We start from the raw sequence: 18,042 nt of genomic DNA on the forward strand, positions 1-18,042 counted from the left end.
TCTAGGTTCTGTGTGATAAGTTTAACTTATATAGGATCGATCAATCTTTGTGTCCTTTGTGTCTTTGTGGTTCCTTCCACTCGCTCGCTAGGAAGAATGTATCTTAGAATACATTTTGCCCACCAAACCTAAGAGAGCCAATAACTTTCTCGCCTAATTCAAAATCATGTTAATGCTACTCCGCTAAATTAAATGAATTAAAATGATCTCGCCCCCCTCGCAGCTTGGGTCAAGCAACAACCCCACCCAACGCCAATGGCAGACGGCTAAACGATAAATACTGTCTATTCTTAGTAAATCTATCTTTAGAATAATCTGAAAAACTCCAAAGGAAGAAAACCAAAGAATACACAACCCGTAAAAATATCAACCCGACATTCCGCACATTTTCATATACTTTTATATTTTTTTACATCCCCCAAGATGTTCTGAAGAAAAACGGCTCTTCTGATTTCTGTGTGGAAACGAGTTTTATACTGATAGTTTCTTCCCCACAATAGTCCTAAAAGTTATGCCCGATAAGCACTTCAGGATTCCCTAAGCAAAAATTATCACACAAATTCGAGAAGAGCCGAAAAACCTTCATTGTAGAAACTACTATTGAGAACATTTTCAATAATTGATTTTTTCTGAGAAAAAAATATAATTCTTCACCTTGATAAAAATTAATCATTGTAGCTATAGTCCTTACTGGCAACAGGTTTTAAGCAATATATTAGTAAAAATTATCAATTGAATGTTAAGAATTGCGGAAAGTGGGATCAAAAGCTACAATTTTACAAATCTTTGCATTCGTGGTCTAGATTGCGCTCGCCATCGGGGCATAATCTGAGAATAAGCGATTTAAATCCGTCTTAGCTTACAAGGACGTTAGACGGCAGTGACCATTCAGGACATTCTCAACGAATTTAGAGAGGCGCCAACATCTAAACGGGACATGGGCGACAAGTTCGAGTGTTTGGTGTTGGCCTATCTGAAAAATGCCCGATGTTTGAAGGTTTTTCTATTCATCCTTTCCGTCTAAACTGATAGGGTGAATAGGGTCAACTTCTACATTCCGCTCGCTGCTCCCCGCTCCCATTCAGTCTTAACCGGTAATTTAGAGACACCAACAGCTTATCCGCCTAAAATAGCAATGCCTACGCCGATTAACAGAATTAATCCGCCATAAATGACTTCTTGGGCTGGTATTTCACCAAAAATGAACACTCCTAACAGACTAGCGGCAATTGGCTCTAATAAAATTACCATGGTTACTATTGTCGGTGCTACCCATCGCAAAGCCCAGTTAAAGCTAGTATGACCGATTAATTGCGGAAAAATCGCCATCATTAACACATAAACATACACGGATAGGGGATAGCTTTCGTAATCTTGACCAAATAAAAAAACAGAAGGTAATAAGGCTAATCCTGCGGTAGTGTAGGCTACAGTTATATAATTCTTAATATTTAAGCCCTTTCTTTGTGCTTCCCGTCCGAGGAGAATATAACCACTGACGAGAATTGCCCCCATTAAAGCCAAGCTATTGCCCAATAAAGGGTTAGGATAAGAACTACTGACATCTCGATCGGCTAAAACAATCAATAATCCCCCCGTTAGAGCCACAAAAATGCCTATAAAGGTTAATTTGCTCGGTTTTTCTCGAAACCACCACCAACCCAACAGGGAAACCCAGAGGGGATTAGTAGTGACTAAAGTGGTAGAAGCGGCGATCGAGGTGTAGGATAGAGAACTAATCCAAGTAGCAAAATGGAGAGCTAAACAAAATCCTGCCCCCACTGCGTAATAATAGGCTTGAATGGGGACTTTTTGGCGTGATAAGGTAAACCAGTTCGGAATTAGGACAACGGAAGCCAAGATCAGACGAGAAGTCGCTAAAAATAAACTAAATGCGATCGTAGCATTACCTACCGCTTCGATCGCTAACCGGATAAAAATTGCCGATGCAGAAACCGACACCACACCGATAGTTAAAATAAAAATAATTTTGGCGTTAGAAGGAGGCAAAATAGGCTACGCTTACGCGATGATCAATGATGTTGTTCACCAGTTATTTTAACCGCAGGCAGGAGTCGGTCGTCAGGAGATAGGGTGATAGGGTTTTGGGGTGATAGGGTGATGAGACAGCTTCCCCACTTCCCCACTTCCCCACTTCCCCACTTCCCCACTTCCCATCTGCTATTGACTTGATCTATGGAACTACCAGAATTAAATATAGAAACAATTTTGGCGATTATTAACGATGAAATTGACGACGAAACCGTTAATAGATTGGTCTGGCAAAGTTTAGGTTATCGCTACGATGAAAGTCAAGGAAAATGGGATAATAGTCAAGTAGAGGAAGGTTGGCGCCGTGAATATCCCGAACCCCCGGATTTTATTGCCAATCGTCCCCCAACAGTAAAATTAACTCGATCGATCTTGCCAGAAAATAAACAATTATTAAAAGATAAATTGGGGTTTACCGGTTATAAAATTGGCGAATTCAATCCCCGCATGACTCGCCGTGCCACCGCCGCCAATTGGTTGTGCTTTTATGCGTTAAAATAGATGAGGAAAGTTATTTTATCAAGCTTCTAGCATGGTCACTATCCCTGTCAAGTCCTCCTCTCATCCCCTAGCATCCTATATTGATCGTCTCACGGCTGGGGAAGCATTGTTAAAAGATACTCCCCAGAATTTGATCGAGGTAGTGGGTATCCTGAAAAGTTACGGAGTGGTGTTAGATGCTTATTCCAAAAATTTAATTTATATTGCGGAAAATCAGTTTTTGGTTTTTTTCCCTTTCTTTAAATATTTTAATGGTCAAGTATCTTGGCAGAAATTACTACAACACTGGTGGCACGATCGCATTAATTTTGAGTATGCTGAATACTGTATGAAAGCCATGTTTTGGCATGGTGGGGGTGGTTTAGATAGTTATGCAGATAGTGGTGCTTTTCGGGAAGTGACAGCCAAGGTTATTCAAGCTAAATTTAGGAATAATCCCCTAGTGTTAATTTTAAATAAAGCCTTTCCTGAATTTTTGCCAGAACAAATGCGAATGATGGCCTACTATAGTGGTTTAGGTCAATTTTGGCGAATTATGGCCGATACCTTTTTAAGTTTATCCGATCTCTACGATGCCGGAAAAATTACTAATATTCCCGAAGTGGTGGCACACATTAAGAAAAATTTAGTCGATAATGCTAGTAACCCAATTGTCTATCAGGTAAAAATCAAAGGACAAACCTATGATTTGATCCCCAAATCGGCAGGATTAACCTTTCTTGCGGATACGGCAATCCCCTACGTTGAGGCGGTTTTCTTTCGCGGAACACCTTTCCCCGGTACAATTTCCTATAATGCCCAAGCCTATCAAATTCCCTACGATCAAGGAATGTTTGCCTATGGTGCTTTGTATGCGGATCCTTTACCCATAGGGGGTGCAGGAATTCCTCCCACGCTATTAATGCAGGATATGCGTCACTTTTTACCAGATTATCTGCACGACATTTATAAAAAGAGTTTTCGTCAGGAGGAGGATTTATTAGTCCAGATCTGCGAAACTTTTCAGAAGTCGATGTTTTGTGTGACAACGGCAGCCATTCAAGGATTAGCACCTTACCCTTTAACTACCACAGATTTAAAAGAAAAAAAAGCCAATCGCATCTATCTAGAAGCATGGATGAATCGCTTTGTTAAGTCGCGATTAGAAGCGGTAAATCAATGATTATTTTGCCGATAAATCGGTAATTTTTGTAGTCAACAAACCCCTTAGATTTATGTCAGATATTAACCCCCAACTTCAGGATATTTTAGCTCAATTGCAATCTTTGAGCGAACGGGTTGCCCTCATCGAAGCGCGGCAGATGTTAGTACCGGACATCGAGCGCTATGGTAAATTACAGCAATTCCTAGCTGAGGGGAACTTTAGGGAGGCAGACGCAGAAACCCTCCGAGTTATCCTCGAAGCTGCCGGCAGAACCCGCGATACTTTAACCCCAGAGGATATGATGCGGTTTCCCGTTAATGTGATTCGCGTACTCGATCGCCTTTGGAAAAATTATAGCGGCGATCATTTCGGTTTTAGCGCTCAGGTGAAGTTATATTTTGCCGCTGGGGGTGATATTAACACCCTGCGAACCCAAGATGCGGAAACGATTAAAAAATTTGGAGAATTGGTGGGATGGCGCAACAAAGATCAGTGGCGTATCGATGATTATGATCACTGGGATTTTAGTCTCGCAGCTCCGGAAGGCTGTTTTCCCGCTCTCTGGTGGAAGTCTCCCTACGGGTTAAAAATGGTGACTTTTTGTTTTACTCGCCTGATAGAGTGCGATTTATAGGCAATGAAAGGGATTATCGGCTATTTTCGGGCTTTATTATCCCCCCAATTTGCCCCCACCGGGATAAAAGTGTCTGTAGTAGTGGGGACAATTTTATTGACAATTAACCACAGTTATGCTATGATGTGCGGGCGGATAACAAGCGATCGCTAGGCTGATTGACCAGATGAAAATCGGTAAAACCCCACACCCTGCCCCCACCAACAAACTTTTTGCCGCAAACCCTAGATAACCCTTCAGCTTCTCGATGGTTTCGCCTTGTTTGACTACTAACTCCTGTGATTTCAGTACCATCTTCACCAGTTGTTCTGGGGTCAGGTTTTTCAGGCTGTCTCTGTCTAGTAGCTCTCAATCTAGACTTTTTTCGGTTTTTGTCAATCCCCTGACCTGAATCCTTAGGAAAAATGAAAGTCCCGCCAGGAATCCACCTTCGGCACTTCTTAACATTCAATTGATAATTTTTAGTAATACATTGCTTACAACCCTTTGCCAGTAAAGATTGTAGCTACAATGATCGATTTTCATCAAGGGGAAGAATTGTAATAAGTAGTCGTGCAAAATTAATTTCCTAGTGAAGATAGGCAAAAGGCAAGAGGCTCTTCTAGGTTCTGTGTGATCAGTTTAACTTATATAGGATCGATCGATCTTTGTGTCCTCTGTGTCCGGAGTGGTTCCTTCCACTCCCTCGCTCTTGAGGAATGTATCTTAGAATACATTTTACCCACCAAACCTGGGAGAGCCGGCAAGAGGCAAGAGGCAAGAGGCAAGAGGCGGTTAGATATGTATAATTAATTTTGCTTAGGTACTTACCATTTCTCTAAATGAAAACTACACATCGAATTTAAGTCCCCCTTAAAAAGGGGGATTTAGGGGGATTAAACTTCTGTAGTCAGACTTTGGAGAATTGGTATAATTTGTTTTCTCAGAAAAAATCAATTATTGAAAATGTTCTCAATAGTAGTTTCTACAATGAAGCTTTTTCGTCAAAACATCTTGGGGAATGTGGGTATAAAGGTATATGAAGATGTGCGGAATGTCGGCAGGAAAGAGCCACTGAATGAGGATCAAAATCTTCGGCCCCACTGCCTACTTCCCAAACCAAGGGCGAGGGGAAGGGGATTAATCGGCAAAAATGCTGACTTGCTGCCTACAATTTCAGGTGATTAAGGGCTAAATTCCGTTGTTGGAGAGCGAATTGATGGCTAGGCTGTAGTCGTAGGGTTTGGTTAAAGGAAACCACCGCTTCCGAGAAACATTTTAACTTGTAGAGACAACAACCCCGTTGATACCATGCCTCAGCGTCTTGCGATTGTAACTGTAAAGCCTTATTATAAGCGGCGACCGCTTCACTGAGTCGTTCTAATTCCCGTAAAGCTTCGCCTTTACTAAACCAGACATTAGCATCGGATTTAATCGCCAGGGCTTGATTATAAGCCGCTAGACCTTCCGTGTAATGTTGCATCCGACATAAAATCATGCCCTTGTAATGCCATGCTTCCAGATAATCTGGCTGCAGTTGAATTGCCTTATCCCAAGATGCGATCGCATCGCTGATTTGTCGTAAATTGGCCAAAGCGATGCCGCGATAAAACCAAGCCCGAGCATTATTAGTCTCTAATTGAATTACCTGATTAAAAGACCCTAAAGCTTCAGGAAAACGCCCCAATCGTTGCAGGGCCAGACCGCGATTGTACCAAGCATTGACAAAATTGGGCTTTTTCCGCAGGGACTGCTGATACAGTTGAACTGCTTCGCGATACTGCCTCAAATCGAGATGGGCGTTACCGCGATAAAACAAATCCTCTGCTGAAATTTGCTGCACTAAAGCTTGTTGTTGACGCAATTGCAGCAACTCTTTTATGGCATCTAAAACTTCTACTGCCGAGGGAAAGCGTTGGCGCCAGTCATAACGGGTCATTTTATCGATAATAACCGCTAGATCATCGCTAACATCGGCCTGATTGCGCCAAGCGATTTCTCCGGTTTCGGCATCTTCGGGAAATTGCGTCGGTTTGAGACCGGTTAAGGCTTGAATAGCGATGATTCCCACGGCATAGACATCGCTAGACAATCGCGGTTTATTTTGCGCCTGTTCACTAGGCATATAACCGGGGGTGCCAATCCCAATCGAAACACTGGTCTGTTTGGCTTTTAGCCATTGAGTCCCCACTTGTTTGACTCCACCAAAGTCGATTAAAACTAGCTTCCCCTCTTGGCGACGGATAATATTATGGGGTTTGATATCTCGGTGAATAATGTTATTTTGATGGACAAAAGCGAGAACTTCCAAGATATCTTTTAATAACTGAATTACCTGACTCTCTTCTAAACGCTTACCCTTAGAGATTTCTTGACTAAGATCGTGACCATCGATAAATTCTTGAACAATATAAAAGGAATTATTTTCCTGAAAACTGGCGAAAAATTGCGGTATTTGAGGATGATGGCCGAGTTTTTCTAAAGCTCTGGCCTCACTCTCAAATAATGCTATAGTAACTTCGTTAACCACTTGCGGGATTAACTGTTTGACCACACATTGAGGACAGCCCTGGCGATAGTTATCTTGGGCTAGAAAAGTTTGACCGAAAGCCCCTTGACTTAGGGGTTTAATAACTTGGTAACGTCCCCCGATAATTAGTTTCATGGTAGCGATAGGATTATCTTTACCCTAGGACGGCTTGACGGGACGGTTAACAGCCAAAGGGGTTAACTTGTTCATGCCCATCTTACCAGCTAATTGATATATTACATCAATTGTCCTCAGAAGCGGGTAACGCGACTCGAACGCGCGACATTCACCTTGGGAAGGTGACGTTCTACCACTGAACTATACCCGCAAAATTCTCCCTAATCATAGCATTGACCCCCCAGCCAGAGCAACTGCCCTAGGCTGTTTTCCATCACCGCGCCGGTTTGTCCAGAAACGCTAAACTGCAAAGCTTCCCGATAGACTCGCCCCGCCGGATGATCAAAAATATTTGCCGCCCCACCGGAGGCAATCACTGCCCCTTGAGCGCATTGTAGAGCCAAATTAATCGCCCGACCGCGCCAGTGCAGTTGGTCGGCAAAACTGGCCTGGTGGGAATTTAACATTTTTTCTTGACAGGACAGTAGGGCCTTTTCTAGCTGTTGATGGGCATTTTTTAGGCTTTCTAGCCCCTTTTGTCGATAAACACCCAAAATGACATCTAAGCCCGCCCAAGCACAGCCAAGGGCATGAAAACCGTGATGGAGAACATTTTTTTGATCGCTGGCCTCGATCGCCGCCGCTGGTTGTAAACTAACAATAAAATCCCTTGACAAAAAGTAGTCTTGTATGGTAAGGCTCACCGTATTAGTCCCACTCATCGATAATAATTTCATCGGGGGACTGCATTGCAGACCAGGGAGAGCCTGCAGCGGTAGAAGACCGTACAGAGATCGCCCGTCCGGGAGGGTCGCGCCGATGATAAAATCTTCAAAAAAGCCCCATCCCGTCACCCAGGGGACCTGTCCGCGGAGTTGATAGCCGCCGGTCATGGGAAACGCTTTCATCATTGGTTCCCCCGGACGACGTAGTTGCGAAAACCCCACCCCCACTAGCTTTTCGCCCCAGGCCATTTTGGGGAGATAAAACTTTTTCAGGTCTTGGTTACTGCTGGTGGCTAATTGATTAGCGGCGCTTTGGTGTTGGGTTTGCAGAAAAGTTAAAGCGCCAGAATAACGAGCGCCGAGGATTTGGAATTGTCGATAGGTGCCTTCCTCCCATCCCGCACCCCCCCATTCTTTGGGAACACGCAAAGCTAACAAACAGTGATCGCCCATACCCTGTAAAGCTAATTGTAGGGCGATCGGGTCGCGATCAATCTGGGCCGCTTGCGGGGCGATCCTATTCTGAAAATAATCCCTAGCCATCTCCAGTAAACCATCGCTCATAGCTGACTAGCGCAGGAAACTGCCCCCATCAGTCCCACTTCGGCATTAAGGACGATATGAACGGGAATATTGCTTAATAGCTCCCTCATCCGACCTTTAGCCCGAAAAGCCTTCATAAAGCTACCCTCGGTCATTAGGGGAAGATTTTTGGCCGCAATCCCTCCCGCGATGTATAATCCTCCGTAGGGAAGCAACTTGAGGGCTAAATTGCCCGCTTCCGCACCGTAGGCCTCGACAAAGATTTTCATGGTTTGATCACAGAGATAATCCGAGTCATCTTGGGCAAAACTGGCAATTTTAGCCGCTAAATCGACGGTTTTTTGCGGTTTACCCATTTCTGCTAACCAAGTACGGTAAATTTCCGCCATGGCCGGTGACGACTGACTATAGTTACTATCGTGGAGAAATCGATAGATAGAAGTGATTCCAGGGCCAGAAACCACTCGCTCCACCGAAATTCGCTCGATATTATAGAGTTCCAAGAGATAATTTAATAGTTGATATTCTAAACTCGATCGAGGGGCAAAATCGGCGTGGGAACCCTCACTACCAAACACCCGATATGTACCCTTCGAGACAGGGATCAAAAAACCCTCTCCTAACCCAGTTCCCGCACCGATAACCGCAATCGGGGCCTCTGGTACTGCGGGGGCCGACTGTAGATTGTGCAGCTCCTCTGGGGCTAATCCTAACACCCCATAACCGATCGCCGCAAAATCATTAATTAATTTTACTCGCTCAATCTGCAGCTCGCGGCTTAGGCGAGCGCCAGTTAGGGACCAACTTAAATTAGTCAATTCGGAACTATTGTTAACCACCGGACCTGCAATACCGAAACAAGCTTTTGCCACTGGGGGAATAGTGGTTTGTCGGGCCAAAAACTGCTGGACGATCGGCACCAGATCGGGGTATTCTTTACTAGGATAAATTTCTTGATCGAGAGTAATTAGCCGGGGTTGGGGACTATCCGATGAGTTTTGGCAATCCACTAAACGCAGGATTGTTTTAGTTCCCCCGATATCTCCCCCTAAAAGAATCGTCATGCTGGTTGTCCCTCAGTTTTTCCCCATAATTATAGTTTTTTACCCCTTCCCCCAGGCAAATTTAAAGGCCGTCAATTCTATACTATAGTGAAAGATGGTAATGCCTAAGCCCTAATTAAGGATTGATTAATCGTCGCTCCGGGGTTGGAATGGGGATTTGCTAGAGGACAGAAACGGCACTTAAAGACATTTTAGGTCTAACTGTAGCCTCAAGGCGATCGATTGGGCGGCAGAACCTATAGCTGTCCCCATAACTTTTAAGATAGACCAGAGAGGGAGAAATTAGCTTGGGTGTAGAACTTCGCAGTTACGTTTATCTTGACAATTTACAGCTTCAACACGCCGCTTACATCGGTACAGTCGCCCAAGGATTTTTACCCTTACCCGGGGATGCTTCCCTCTGGATTGAAATTTCCCCCGGCATCGAGATTAATCGCATCACCGATATTGCCCTCAAATCCGCCGTGGTTCGTCCGGGGGTTCTATTCGTAGAAAGACTCTATGGACTCTTAGAACTCCATTCTAGCAGTCAGGGAGAGGTCAGGGCGGCCGGTCAGGCAATTTTGCAGTATTTAGGCGTTAGTCAGCGCGATTGTCTGAAACCGCAAATTGTCTCTAGTCAAATTATTCGCAACATTGACGCTTACCAAGCCCAATTAATTAACCGTAGTTCTCGGGGTATGATGTTAATGGCAGGACAGACTTTATACGTTTTAGAAGTGCAACCGGCCGCCTACGCTTCCCTCGCTGCTAATCAGGCCGAAAAAGCTGCTTTAATTAATATCCTACACGTTACTTCCGTGGGCAGTTTTGGCCGCTTATATTTAGGGGGAGAAGAACGAGATATTATCGCCGGTTCCAGGGCGGCAGTTTCAGCTTTAGAAAATATTCAAGGTCGAGCTTTTCCGGGTAGCGACAAAAAAGAATAAGCTAACAAAGGCAAAAGGTAAAAGGCAAGAGGTGTTTAGATATGTATAATTAGGGCTTGCTGAATAAATGTGAAATGTAGGCAACGTAAGAGTTTTATGGCTTTTCTCGCGAAACAGGTGCAAGATTTTGAGAGAATCGTCGTTAAAAACCTTGCGTCTTCATCAGCCCGAGTCCTGTAGGGGCGAAGCATTCGGGCAATAACCTATCGGTGAAACCGGAGATTTTCTATCCGAATGCTTCGCCCGTACTTTTTGCCGCAAACCCTAATTAATTGTGTCTAGCTACTTACTAAATCCCGTTTAAAAGGTATAGGATAGTTGGGAGTGGGAAGAAGGGAAAGAAAGTTTGAGCATTAGTACTAAATAGCTAAAAAAGGAATTTCCACCTATTGGGGAGATTCAAAAATTAGTTCGCTATTATTCAGTTTTTCAACGACTAACTTGCGATAGAGTGTCACTTGCCGAAGGATTTGGTCGGGATTGTTTTTCTTGTTAGAAAACATGATCATTTTAATCGATTCAAATTCTATTCTTGTGATCACACCATCTTCAATCGCTCGTTCAATTTTCACCCGTAAATATTCTAATTCTTGGCTTTCCTCTGGGGTAATTTCTAGACTATTAGGACGTTCTATTTTCATGATCGATTGTTCTTACCTGCTAACTGATAACTGGATAATCACGGCTATTTTTTCACACTTTCACAATTGGTGGAGAGAGAGTTTCCTTCGGGTTAGAAACGGCCAGATTATTATTTTGGCTGTGATTTTGCGGCAATTGTCCCGAGGCTAAATTTTGCCCCTCTCCCGTAATCAAACGAGCGCCACGACCGCGGGTAAAATAATTCCAACCCCATTGCACCATCACCACTAATTTATTATCAAATTCGATCAGATAGTAAATATGGGCCCAAACCCAGACTAACCAAGCGATAAACCCGGAAAACTTGACAAATCCCAAATCAACCACGGCCGCATTTTGGCCGATAACTGCCAGACTACCTCGATCGATATAATGAAAAGGTTGAATAGTTTGCCCTTTTAGGCGAGAAATTAATAAATTAGCCAGATATTCCCCCTCCTGCATGGCCACGGGGGCAATTCCGGGTAAAGGTTTATCTCCCTGATGGGCAAAATTAGCCAGATCCCCGATCACAAAAATATTGGCATAACCGGCGATACTTAAATCGGGTTCAACGATTACCCGGCCGACGCGATCGAGATTTACCCCGGTTCTTTCGGCCAAAATTCGCCCCATTCTCGATGCTTTTACCCCTGCTGCCCATAAAATTGTCTCGGCGGCGATTTCTGTCGTCTTTTCTCCCTGACGGACCGTGACACAACCTTCAACAATATTGGTAACGATGCTGTTAGTTTGCACTGTCACCCCTAATTTTATGAGAGAAGCGGCAGCTTTAGCGGATAAATCGGGCGCATAGGGGGGTAATACTCGATCCATCCCTTCTAAGAGCAAAATTTTCGCTTCTGTGGGGTTAATCTGGTGGAAATCAGACCTAAGCGCACCGTGGGCAATTTCAGCGATCGCTCCTGCTAATTCTACCCCCGTCGGTCCGCCACCGACAATAACAAAAGTTAATAAAGCTTGCCGCTTTTCGGCATCGATTTCTTTCTCGGCCTTCTCGAAAGCGAGATAGATGCGACGACGCATTTCTACTGCGTCTTCAATGGTTTTTAACCCAGGAGCGTAGGGCTGCCATTGATCATTGCCAAAATAGTGATGACTGACTCCCGTGGCAATAACTAATTGATCGTAGGCGATTGGCGGGTGATCTTCCAAGATCACTTCTCCCTTGACCGGATCTATATCTATGGCATGATCGAGGAGAATATCTGTATTGTCATGACCCCGTAGGATTAAGCGCAAAGGTGAGGAGATATCGGCCGGAGATAGCGCCCCAGTAGCAACTTGATAGAGGAGGGGCTGAAAAAGATGGAAATTTCGCTTATCGATGAGGGTAACATGAACGGGGGCGTTTTTTAGGGCTTTGGCCGTGTATAAACCCGCAAACCCGCCGCCTATGACAACAACTCTTGGCTGTTTTTCAGTCATTGCTTAACAATAATTCATAAATTTCTCCCTAGTGTAGTCCGGATTGTCACAATTTAGCGGTGACAAGCGTTACCGAAAACAGTAGTCTTTAATCTAGAAAAAAATATAGATACTGGCTTTTTTGACCAACCAAGAGGGCAAAACCCAGTAGGTACAAGGCCTATGCCTGGGTTTTGCCGGATATGTTCGAAAAACTTGCAAAGACCGCTACGCCGTTTTACCTAAGTTTATGACCTGGGTTAACCAGGTGGGAACTTATATTCCGCGTTTCTGTTTCCGAGTACAAGCTCGGTTTACTACCACACGGATTGGTTACTTGCTCCCTTATCACAATCAAGCATAGATCAAAAAACTTGAAAGGCAGTCACCAACGTAGAAGCCCGATTTAGTTTGATCATAGCATTTTTTTTTCTCAGAGGCAAGAGGAGAATTATGAATTATGAAGTGGGGAGGTGGGGAAGTGGGGAGGTGGGGAGGTGGGGGGATGGGGAATTATGAATTATGAATTATGAAGTGGGGAGGTGGGGAGGTGGGGAGGTGGGGAATTATGAATTATAAATTATGAATTATGAATTGGGGAAGTGAGGAGATGGGAGAATAAAGCGGCCCATTGCCTATTGCCTATTGCCCATTGCCTCCTGAATCCTAACACCTAACACCTGATCTTGTTGGCTCTGTGAAAGTCTGGGACTACAATAGAGAAAAGTGACAATTTTTGCCAGAGTGATTACCGAGGACTAATAAAGAATGACGGCTATCCTAGGGAAACCTGCCACGCTTAACACTCCGATTCTGCACCGTCTTGCCAATGGTTTAACGATTATTGCCGAAAGTCAACCGGTGGAAGCGGTTAATCTCAATGTCTGGCTGCAGGTCGGCTCGGCCTTAGAATCGGATCAGATCAATGGCATGGCTCATTTTCTCGAACACATGGTTTTTAAGGGAACCCCTAACTTAGACAGTGGCGAATTTGAACGGGCGATCGAATCGAGGGGAGCGGTGACTAATGCCGCTACTAGCCAAGAATACACCCATTATTACATTACCACTGCCCCGCAGGACTTCGCCCATCTGGCCCCGCTGCAGCTAGAAGTGGTTTTAGAAGCTTTAATTCCCGATGAAGCTTTTGAGCGAGAAAGACAGGTTATTTTAGAAGAAATTCGTCGTTCTCAGGATAATCCCCGTCGTCGCACTTTTTATCGCACCATGGAGACTTGTTTTCAAGTTTTACCCTATCGTCGTCCGGTGTTGGGTCCGATGGCAGTGATTGAAAATCTTACTGCTCAACAAATGCGAGATTTTCATCGGACTTGGTATCGTCCCGAATGGATGACGGTGGCGGTGGTGGGTAATTTGCCTGTAGATGATTTAATGGCTATTGTGAGCGATTCTTTAGATACTTTAGGCAGTAAGAGCGATTCTGGGCTTATTTCCCATCCGATCGCTAATCTACAGCCCGAAGCTCCTTTTAACGAGATTATCCGTCAAGAATACGAGGATGAAAATTTGCAGCAGGCCCGCTTAATCCTATTTTGGAAAGTGCCGGGGTTGAGAGACTTAGAAAAAACCTATCCTCTCGATGTTTTAGCGGCTATTCTTGGTCAGGGCAAGGTATCGCGATTATTTCAGTCTCTGCGCCAAGAAAAGGCCTTAGTTTCCCAAATAACTGCCAGTAATATGTCCCAAGCAGTGCAAGGAGTGTTTTCCATTTCGGCCCAATTAGCCTCGGAAAATATCGAGCAGGTGGAGAGGGAAGTCATAGCACAGATTAGACAAATTCAACAGAAATCTGTGACAGTTTCTGAACTGGAACGAGTTAAAACCCAAGTGGCCAATCGGTTTATTTTTAGCAATGAAAGACCGAGCGATCGGGCTAACCTTTACGGTTATTATCATACTCAGATCGGTGATTTACAACCGGCTTTTTGTTATCCCCAACACATTGAAGCCCTCACTTTAGAGGATATTCAAAATGCCTGTCAAGAGTATTTAAATCCCAACGCTTACGGTGTGGTGGTGGTAAGACCAATTCAGTAAACAGGGAACAGTAATCAGTAATCAGTGAACAGTAATCAGGGATAAAGATGAAGATAAATAAATAAATCAATAACTAATTAACTTAAAACTTACAACTGATAAACTTACATCTGATAACTAAATAACTAAATAACTAATTAACTTAAAACTGATAACTGATAACTGATAACTGATAACTGATAACTGATAACTGATAACTGATAACTGATAACCTATGTGGACTCAAATTGCTCGACATATTGCCCAAACCACGGAAAAACCCTTTGAAATTGAGAAAAGTCGTCCCGTTAGTGGTGGCTGTATCAATCAGGGTTATGCCGTTAGTGGCAATGGTTTAATTTATTTCGTTAAGATTAACCAAGCGAACCAAGAGGCCATGTTTGCAGCCGAAGCTTTAGGATTAAAGCAAATTCACGCTACCAAGACTATCAGGGTTCCAGAGCCAATTTGTTGGGGAATTGCCGAGAAATCTAGTTATTTAGTGCTAGAGTGGCTAGAATTCGGCGGTGGCAATAGCCAAAGCTGGGAAAAAATGGGGCAAAATTTAGCCAGTTTACATCAAGTTTCCCTATCCGATCGCTTTGGTTGGCAGTGTAATAATACCATTGGTTCTACTCCCCAGATTAATACCGTTAGTAACAATTGGGCGGATTTTTTCGCTCATCAGCGCATTGGCTATCAATTAAGACTTGCGAAGGATCGCGGCGGCAATTTTCCCGACGAGGAGCAAGTTATTCCCGCTATTAGCGAGATTTTGAGTCAGCATCAACCCCATCCCTCCCTCGTCCATGGTGATTTGTGGTCGGGAAATGCGGCCATTACCGTCGATGGGGAACCAGTAATTTTAGACCCGGCCACCTATTGGGGAGACCGGGAGGTAGATTTAGCCATGACGGAACTTTTTGGCGGTTTTCCGGCGGCTTTTTATCGGGGTTATAACGATGTTTTCCCCCTTGATGCCGGTTATCAACAGCGCAAAACTCTTTACAATCTCTACCACATTCTCAATCACTTTAATTTATTTGGTGGTGGTTACGCCTCCCAGGCCAATCGGATGTTACAGGAAATTCTTTAAGGGTTTTACTTGTGAATATTTACCGAGGATAAATTATGTCTATTCGAGAAACTACTGTGATTAAAACTCCAGAGACAAAAGTATGGACTGATGCAGAATTTATGGCGTTACCTGACGATGGTAATCGTTACGAATTGGTCAAGGGAGAGTTAATTAATATGGGCAATTCTGGAGCTTTACACGGTTATATTGCCATTCTTTTAAGTGCTGCTTTATTCGGTTTAGTAACATCTCGAAAACTAGGTGTATTATTGGACTCCAGCACTGCTTTTACCATGAAAAATGGCAATAAACGTTCTCCTGATATAGCCTTTTTTGCCAAGGAACGTCTGCAAGGATTGGAAGAATTGCCGACGGGTTTTTTAGAAGGTGGGCCAGATTTAGTGGTAGAAATTCTCTCTCCAGGGAATACAGTGGCAGAAATCGAGGACAAAATTGCCGAGTATTTTGCCAATGGTACTCGTTTGCTCTGGGTTATCAGTCCAGGTCAACACTATGTTTTAGTTTATCGTTCCGGGTACGAACCGCAGGGATTATTAACATCAGGAGATTTTTTGGAGGGGGAAGAGGTGGTTCCGGGGTTCACTTTTCCCGTGGCTGATTTGTTTCAAAAACTATCTTTTTGACTCTTTCTTCTCAACAAATCGGCTAATAAATCGGCACTGTCACTAATGGCTAGATGAGAAGCTTGTTGAGCCATGGCGGCCAATTTTTCGGGATTAGACCATAAATCGAGGACTAATTCGCTTAAAAACTGAGCAGTTAACTCATTTTGACGGTAAAGATAAGCGGCTTGAGCTTCGGCGAAAACTTTGGCATTGTAGAACTGATGGTCTTCGGCAGCAAAAGGATAGGGAATTAAAATCGAAGGCGTACAAGTGATCGCTAATTCCGTTAAAGTGCCGGCACCGGAGCGACTGATAGCTAGATTAGCTCTTTGCCATAGTCCCGCCATGTTGTTGTAAAAAGGCCGGGAAAAATAGTTAGAATGGCGCAAACTATCCGCTTCGGGGTCGTTTTCTCCCGTGAGATGCACGATATAAATGCCTTTTTCTAACCATTGGGGAGCGCTTTGTCGGACAAGTTGATTAAGAGCCACGGCCCCTTGAGAACCACCGGCAACGACAATTAAAAAAGCAGTCTCTGGAATCGGTAAATCTAGGGACTGGGGAATGAGAAACTGCTCCCGTACTGGTGTACTAACCCAAGTGGTGCGAGTGCCGGGTAAATAGCTGGCGGTTCCCTGAAAACCGAGGGCAACCGTATCGCACCAGCGACCGAGAACTTTCGTGACTTTGCCCGGTATGTAGTTAGATTCGTGTAGGATGACGGGAATATTGGCTAAACGAGCCGCTAAAATGGTCGGGCCTGCGATATAACCCCCGGTGGTAAAAACTGCCGCTATCTGACGTTTTTTGATTAAACTACGCACTTGCCAAATGGCCCACAGTTGACCGAACAGAATCTTGAGAGTTTTTAACCCCAAACGGGTTTGAAACCCCTCAATGGGAATAGTGTGCAGGGGATAGGTTTTTGGAACTAAGGACTGTTCGAGACGGTCTGGAACTCCTAACCATTCAATCTCATAATCTGGCAAGCGCTCGGCCACAGCCAAGGCGGGAAATAAATGACCACCAGTACCACTAGCGGCAATCAAGAGACGGGTTGGAGTGGGTGCCATAATTCGAGAGAGGGTAAATTCAGCCCTAGAATGAAATAATCTACCATAGTTATTGATCCATCCTTACACAAACTATCACTAATGCGTAACTTGAACACGATTCCCGATAAATTTTTTCGTCAATCTCTTAATTTTTCCCTGTCGTTGCTGTTAGGGTTGGGATTAACTTTCACCCTTGCCACCGGTCTGCGGGCCGAAAAGCCAGAAACTGCCCCAGCTAATTTAAAAACCCTTATCTCTAAAATCGAAACGGCAGCTAACGAGCGAAATCTCAAGCAGTTAATGGAGTTTTATAGTCCGAAATTTACTAACTCCGATGGCCTGACCTACGAAAAAACTAAAAAGGCTTTAACTCATTTTTGGGAACGTTATAACAATCTACAATATACCACTACTCTCGAATCTTGGAGTCGTTCTGGTGATAAGTTAACGGCCAATACAATTACTAAAATTACCGGGACGGGAAAGGTGCAGGGACGAGTGGTGAGAATGAATGCTACTATTCGTTCTCGTCAACAATTTCAAGGTAATAAACTGGTTTATCAGGAGATTTTAAGCGAGAGAGTTGAGTTAAGCACCGGCAAAAATCCCCCCAGTATTCAAGTGAGAATTCCGGAAAGGGTGAAAGTGGGTGAAGAATTTGATTTTGATGTGATTGTCCGCGAACCTTTGGGGGATGATTTATTGGCCGGAGCGGCGATCGATGAGAAAGTGGATATTGAGCGCTATATTAATACAAAGCCTCTAGAATTGGAATTATTACAGTCCGGCGGTTTATTTAAGCGTGTAAAAGCACCGGCAACACCAGAAAATCGTTGGTTATCGGCGATTTTAATTCAAGGAGATGGGATTGTTGTCGTTAGTCAACGGGTGAAGGTAGAAAAATAATTTTTATCTGGGGTTTGCTGAAAAATCTTTTTGGTGGGGTGTGGGGTGTTATTACTGTTGCCTCTCGCCTCAT

At 44.0% G+C, this 18,042-nt stretch carries 17 protein-coding genes, 1 tRNA gene and 1 other RNA gene; 9 read left to right on the forward strand and 10 right to left on the reverse strand.

The window, feature by feature from the left end:
- Window positions 1-1,116: 1,116 nt before the first annotated feature.
- Window positions 1,117-2,010 carry a DMT family transporter gene (locus tag ACE1AQ_RS12480; protein ID WP_008206167.1) on the reverse strand — a complete coding sequence of 298 codons (894 nt, stop codon included), beginning with the start codon at window positions 2,008-2,010 and terminating at the stop codon, window positions 1,117-1,119.
- Window positions 2,011-2,196: 186 nt separating this feature from the next.
- On the opposite strand from ACE1AQ_RS12480, the gene ACE1AQ_RS12485 reads away from it, so the two are divergent.
- From ACE1AQ_RS12485 to nrtS, 4 genes are read left to right on the forward strand one after another with little or no spacing between them, the layout of a single operon-like run.
- A complete protein-coding gene (locus ACE1AQ_RS12485) occupies window positions 2,197-2,553 on the forward strand; it encodes a DUF1823 family protein (RefSeq protein WP_106909212.1) in 357 nt (118 codons plus the stop codon).
- Between the two features lie 31 nt (window positions 2,554-2,584).
- Complete coding sequence (locus tag ACE1AQ_RS12490) at window positions 2,585-3,715, forward strand: CO2 hydration protein (RefSeq protein ID WP_008206178.1); 1,131 nt, start codon at window positions 2,585-2,587, stop codon at window positions 3,713-3,715.
- A gap of 52 nt (window positions 3,716-3,767) precedes the next feature.
- Window positions 3,768-4,331 (forward strand): GUN4 domain-containing protein, encoded by a 564-nt coding sequence (locus tag ACE1AQ_RS12495; RefSeq protein ID WP_008206180.1) that lies wholly within the window; start codon window positions 3,768-3,770, stop codon window positions 4,329-4,331.
- A gap of 3 nt (window positions 4,332-4,334) precedes the next feature.
- The gene (gene nrtS / locus ACE1AQ_RS12500; protein WP_157221771.1) at window positions 4,335-4,484 is read left to right on the forward strand and encodes a nitrate/nitrite transporter NrtS; all 150 of its coding nucleotides are present in this window, start codon (window positions 4,335-4,337) and stop codon (window positions 4,482-4,484) included.
- On the opposite strand, the gene ACE1AQ_RS12505 is transcribed toward nrtS, so the two are convergent.
- From ACE1AQ_RS12505 to ACE1AQ_RS12525, 5 genes are all read right to left on the reverse strand, one after another.
- On the reverse strand, window positions 4,425-4,625 hold the full coding sequence (locus ACE1AQ_RS12505; RefSeq protein ID WP_172456611.1) for a hypothetical protein: 201 nt from the start codon (window positions 4,623-4,625) through the stop codon (window positions 4,425-4,427). The genes nrtS and ACE1AQ_RS12505 overlap by 60 nt on opposite strands.
- An 853-nt stretch (window positions 4,626-5,478) precedes the next feature.
- Window positions 5,479-6,975: a tetratricopeptide repeat protein gene (locus ACE1AQ_RS12510; protein WP_008206188.1), complete on the reverse strand. Its 1,497-nt coding sequence runs from the start codon at window positions 6,973-6,975 to the stop codon at window positions 5,479-5,481.
- Between the two features lie 121 nt (window positions 6,976-7,096).
- Window positions 7,097-7,168, reverse strand: a tRNA-Gly gene (locus ACE1AQ_RS12515).
- 10 nt (window positions 7,169-7,178) lie between these two features.
- Window positions 7,179-8,246 carry an acyl-CoA dehydrogenase family protein gene (locus ACE1AQ_RS12520; RefSeq protein ID WP_008206191.1) on the reverse strand — a complete coding sequence of 356 codons (1,068 nt, stop codon included), beginning with the start codon at window positions 8,244-8,246 and terminating at the stop codon, window positions 7,179-7,181.
- On the reverse strand, window positions 8,243-9,289 hold the full coding sequence (locus tag ACE1AQ_RS12525) for a glucokinase (RefSeq protein ID WP_110543071.1): 1,047 nt from the start codon (window positions 9,287-9,289) through the stop codon (window positions 8,243-8,245). The genes ACE1AQ_RS12520 and ACE1AQ_RS12525 overlap by 4 nt, the downstream gene beginning before the upstream one ends.
- A 287-nt stretch (window positions 9,290-9,576) precedes the next feature.
- Here ACE1AQ_RS12525 and ACE1AQ_RS12530 point away from each other — a divergent pair, with 287 nt between their 5' ends.
- A complete protein-coding gene (locus tag ACE1AQ_RS12530; RefSeq protein WP_002766539.1) occupies window positions 9,577-10,218 on the forward strand; it encodes a hypothetical protein in 642 nt (213 codons plus the stop codon).
- Window positions 10,219-10,604: 386 nt separating this feature from the next.
- Here the strand turns inward: ACE1AQ_RS12530 and ACE1AQ_RS12535 are convergent, their stop codons facing one another.
- The 3 genes from ACE1AQ_RS12535 to ssrS all read right to left on the reverse strand — a co-directional run bounded on the left by ACE1AQ_RS12535 (window position 10,605) and on the right by ssrS (window position 12,673).
- A complete protein-coding gene (locus ACE1AQ_RS12535) occupies window positions 10,605-10,859 on the reverse strand; it encodes a hypothetical protein (RefSeq protein WP_008206196.1) in 255 nt (84 codons plus the stop codon).
- A gap of 52 nt (window positions 10,860-10,911) precedes the next feature.
- Window positions 10,912-12,288, reverse strand: a complete 1,377-nt coding sequence (locus tag ACE1AQ_RS12540; protein WP_110543068.1) for an NAD(P)/FAD-dependent oxidoreductase — start codon at window positions 12,286-12,288, stop codon at window positions 10,912-10,914.
- A 197-nt stretch (window positions 12,289-12,485) separates the two neighbouring features.
- A non-coding RNA gene (ssrS, locus tag ACE1AQ_RS12545) (6S RNA) lies at window positions 12,486-12,673 on the reverse strand.
- A gap of 362 nt (window positions 12,674-13,035) precedes the next feature.
- On the opposite strand from ssrS, the gene ACE1AQ_RS12550 reads away from it, so the two are divergent.
- From ACE1AQ_RS12550 to ACE1AQ_RS12560, 3 genes are all read left to right on the forward strand, one after another.
- Entirely contained in the window at window positions 13,036-14,325 is a 1,290-nt protein-coding gene (locus ACE1AQ_RS12550; protein WP_110543065.1) for a pitrilysin family protein, read from the forward strand.
- Window positions 14,326-14,539: 214 nt separating this feature from the next.
- Window positions 14,540-15,400 carry a fructosamine kinase family protein gene (locus ACE1AQ_RS12555; protein WP_008206211.1) on the forward strand — a complete coding sequence of 287 codons (861 nt, stop codon included), beginning with the start codon at window positions 14,540-14,542 and terminating at the stop codon, window positions 15,398-15,400.
- A gap of 35 nt (window positions 15,401-15,435) precedes the next feature.
- A complete protein-coding gene (locus ACE1AQ_RS12560; protein ID WP_110543062.1) occupies window positions 15,436-16,026 on the forward strand; it encodes a Uma2 family endonuclease in 591 nt (196 codons plus the stop codon).
- Here the strand turns inward: ACE1AQ_RS12560 and murG are convergent.
- On the reverse strand, window positions 16,008-17,081 hold the full coding sequence (murG, locus tag ACE1AQ_RS12565) for an undecaprenyldiphospho-muramoylpentapeptide beta-N-acetylglucosaminyltransferase (RefSeq protein ID WP_106909206.1): 1,074 nt from the start codon (window positions 17,079-17,081) through the stop codon (window positions 16,008-16,010). The two genes, ACE1AQ_RS12560 and murG, sit on opposite strands and share 19 nt — an antisense overlap.
- 81 nt (window positions 17,082-17,162) lie before the next feature.
- Between murG and ACE1AQ_RS12570 the strand changes: the two genes are divergently transcribed.
- Window positions 17,163-17,969, forward strand: coding sequence for a hypothetical protein (locus ACE1AQ_RS12570; RefSeq protein WP_106909205.1), 807 nt, complete (start codon window positions 17,163-17,165; stop codon window positions 17,967-17,969).
- Window positions 17,970-18,042 lie beyond the last annotated feature (73 nt).

Source organism: Microcystis sp. BLCC-F209 (assembly GCF_041928595.1).
In the GTDB taxonomy this organism is placed as follows: Bacteria; Cyanobacteriota; Cyanobacteriia; order Cyanobacteriales; family Microcystaceae; genus Microcystis.

Excerpts from the sequence above, each read along its gene's own strand:
- ACE1AQ_RS12495 (WP_008206180.1), top strand. The coding sequence starts at position 3,768 with ATGTCAGATATTAACCCCCAACTTCAGGATATTTTAGCTCAATTGCAA.
- ACE1AQ_RS12510 (WP_008206188.1), bottom strand. The coding sequence starts at position 6,975 with ATGAAACTAATTATCGGGGGACGTTACCAAGTTATTAAACCCCTAAGT.
- ACE1AQ_RS12505 (WP_172456611.1), bottom strand. The coding sequence starts at position 4,625 with ATGGTACTGAAATCACAGGAGTTAGTAGTCAAACAAGGCGAAACCATC.
- ACE1AQ_RS12555 (WP_008206211.1), top strand. The coding sequence starts at position 14,540 with ATGTGGACTCAAATTGCTCGACATATTGCCCAAACCACGGAAAAACCC.
- ACE1AQ_RS12525 (WP_110543071.1), bottom strand. The coding sequence starts at position 9,289 with ATGACGATTCTTTTAGGGGGAGATATCGGGGGAACTAAAACAATCCTG.
- ACE1AQ_RS12490 (WP_008206178.1), top strand. The coding sequence starts at position 2,585 with ATGGTCACTATCCCTGTCAAGTCCTCCTCTCATCCCCTAGCATCCTAT.
- nrtS (WP_157221771.1), top strand. The coding sequence starts at position 4,335 with ATGAAAGGGATTATCGGCTATTTTCGGGCTTTATTATCCCCCCAATTT.
- ACE1AQ_RS12485 (WP_106909212.1), top strand. The coding sequence starts at position 2,197 with ATGGAACTACCAGAATTAAATATAGAAACAATTTTGGCGATTATTAAC.
- murG (WP_106909206.1), bottom strand. The coding sequence starts at position 17,081 with ATGGCACCCACTCCAACCCGTCTCTTGATTGCCGCTAGTGGTACTGGT.
- ACE1AQ_RS12540 (WP_110543068.1), bottom strand. The coding sequence starts at position 12,288 with ATGACTGAAAAACAGCCAAGAGTTGTTGTCATAGGCGGCGGGTTTGCG.
- ACE1AQ_RS12550 (WP_110543065.1), top strand. The coding sequence starts at position 13,036 with ATGACGGCTATCCTAGGGAAACCTGCCACGCTTAACACTCCGATTCTG.
- ACE1AQ_RS12535 (WP_008206196.1), bottom strand. The coding sequence starts at position 10,859 with ATGAAAATAGAACGTCCTAATAGTCTAGAAATTACCCCAGAGGAAAGC.
- ACE1AQ_RS12570 (WP_106909205.1), top strand. The coding sequence starts at position 17,163 with ATGCGTAACTTGAACACGATTCCCGATAAATTTTTTCGTCAATCTCTT.
- ACE1AQ_RS12560 (WP_110543062.1), top strand. The coding sequence starts at position 15,436 with ATGTCTATTCGAGAAACTACTGTGATTAAAACTCCAGAGACAAAAGTA.
- ACE1AQ_RS12520 (WP_008206191.1), bottom strand. The coding sequence starts at position 8,246 with ATGAGCGATGGTTTACTGGAGATGGCTAGGGATTATTTTCAGAATAGG.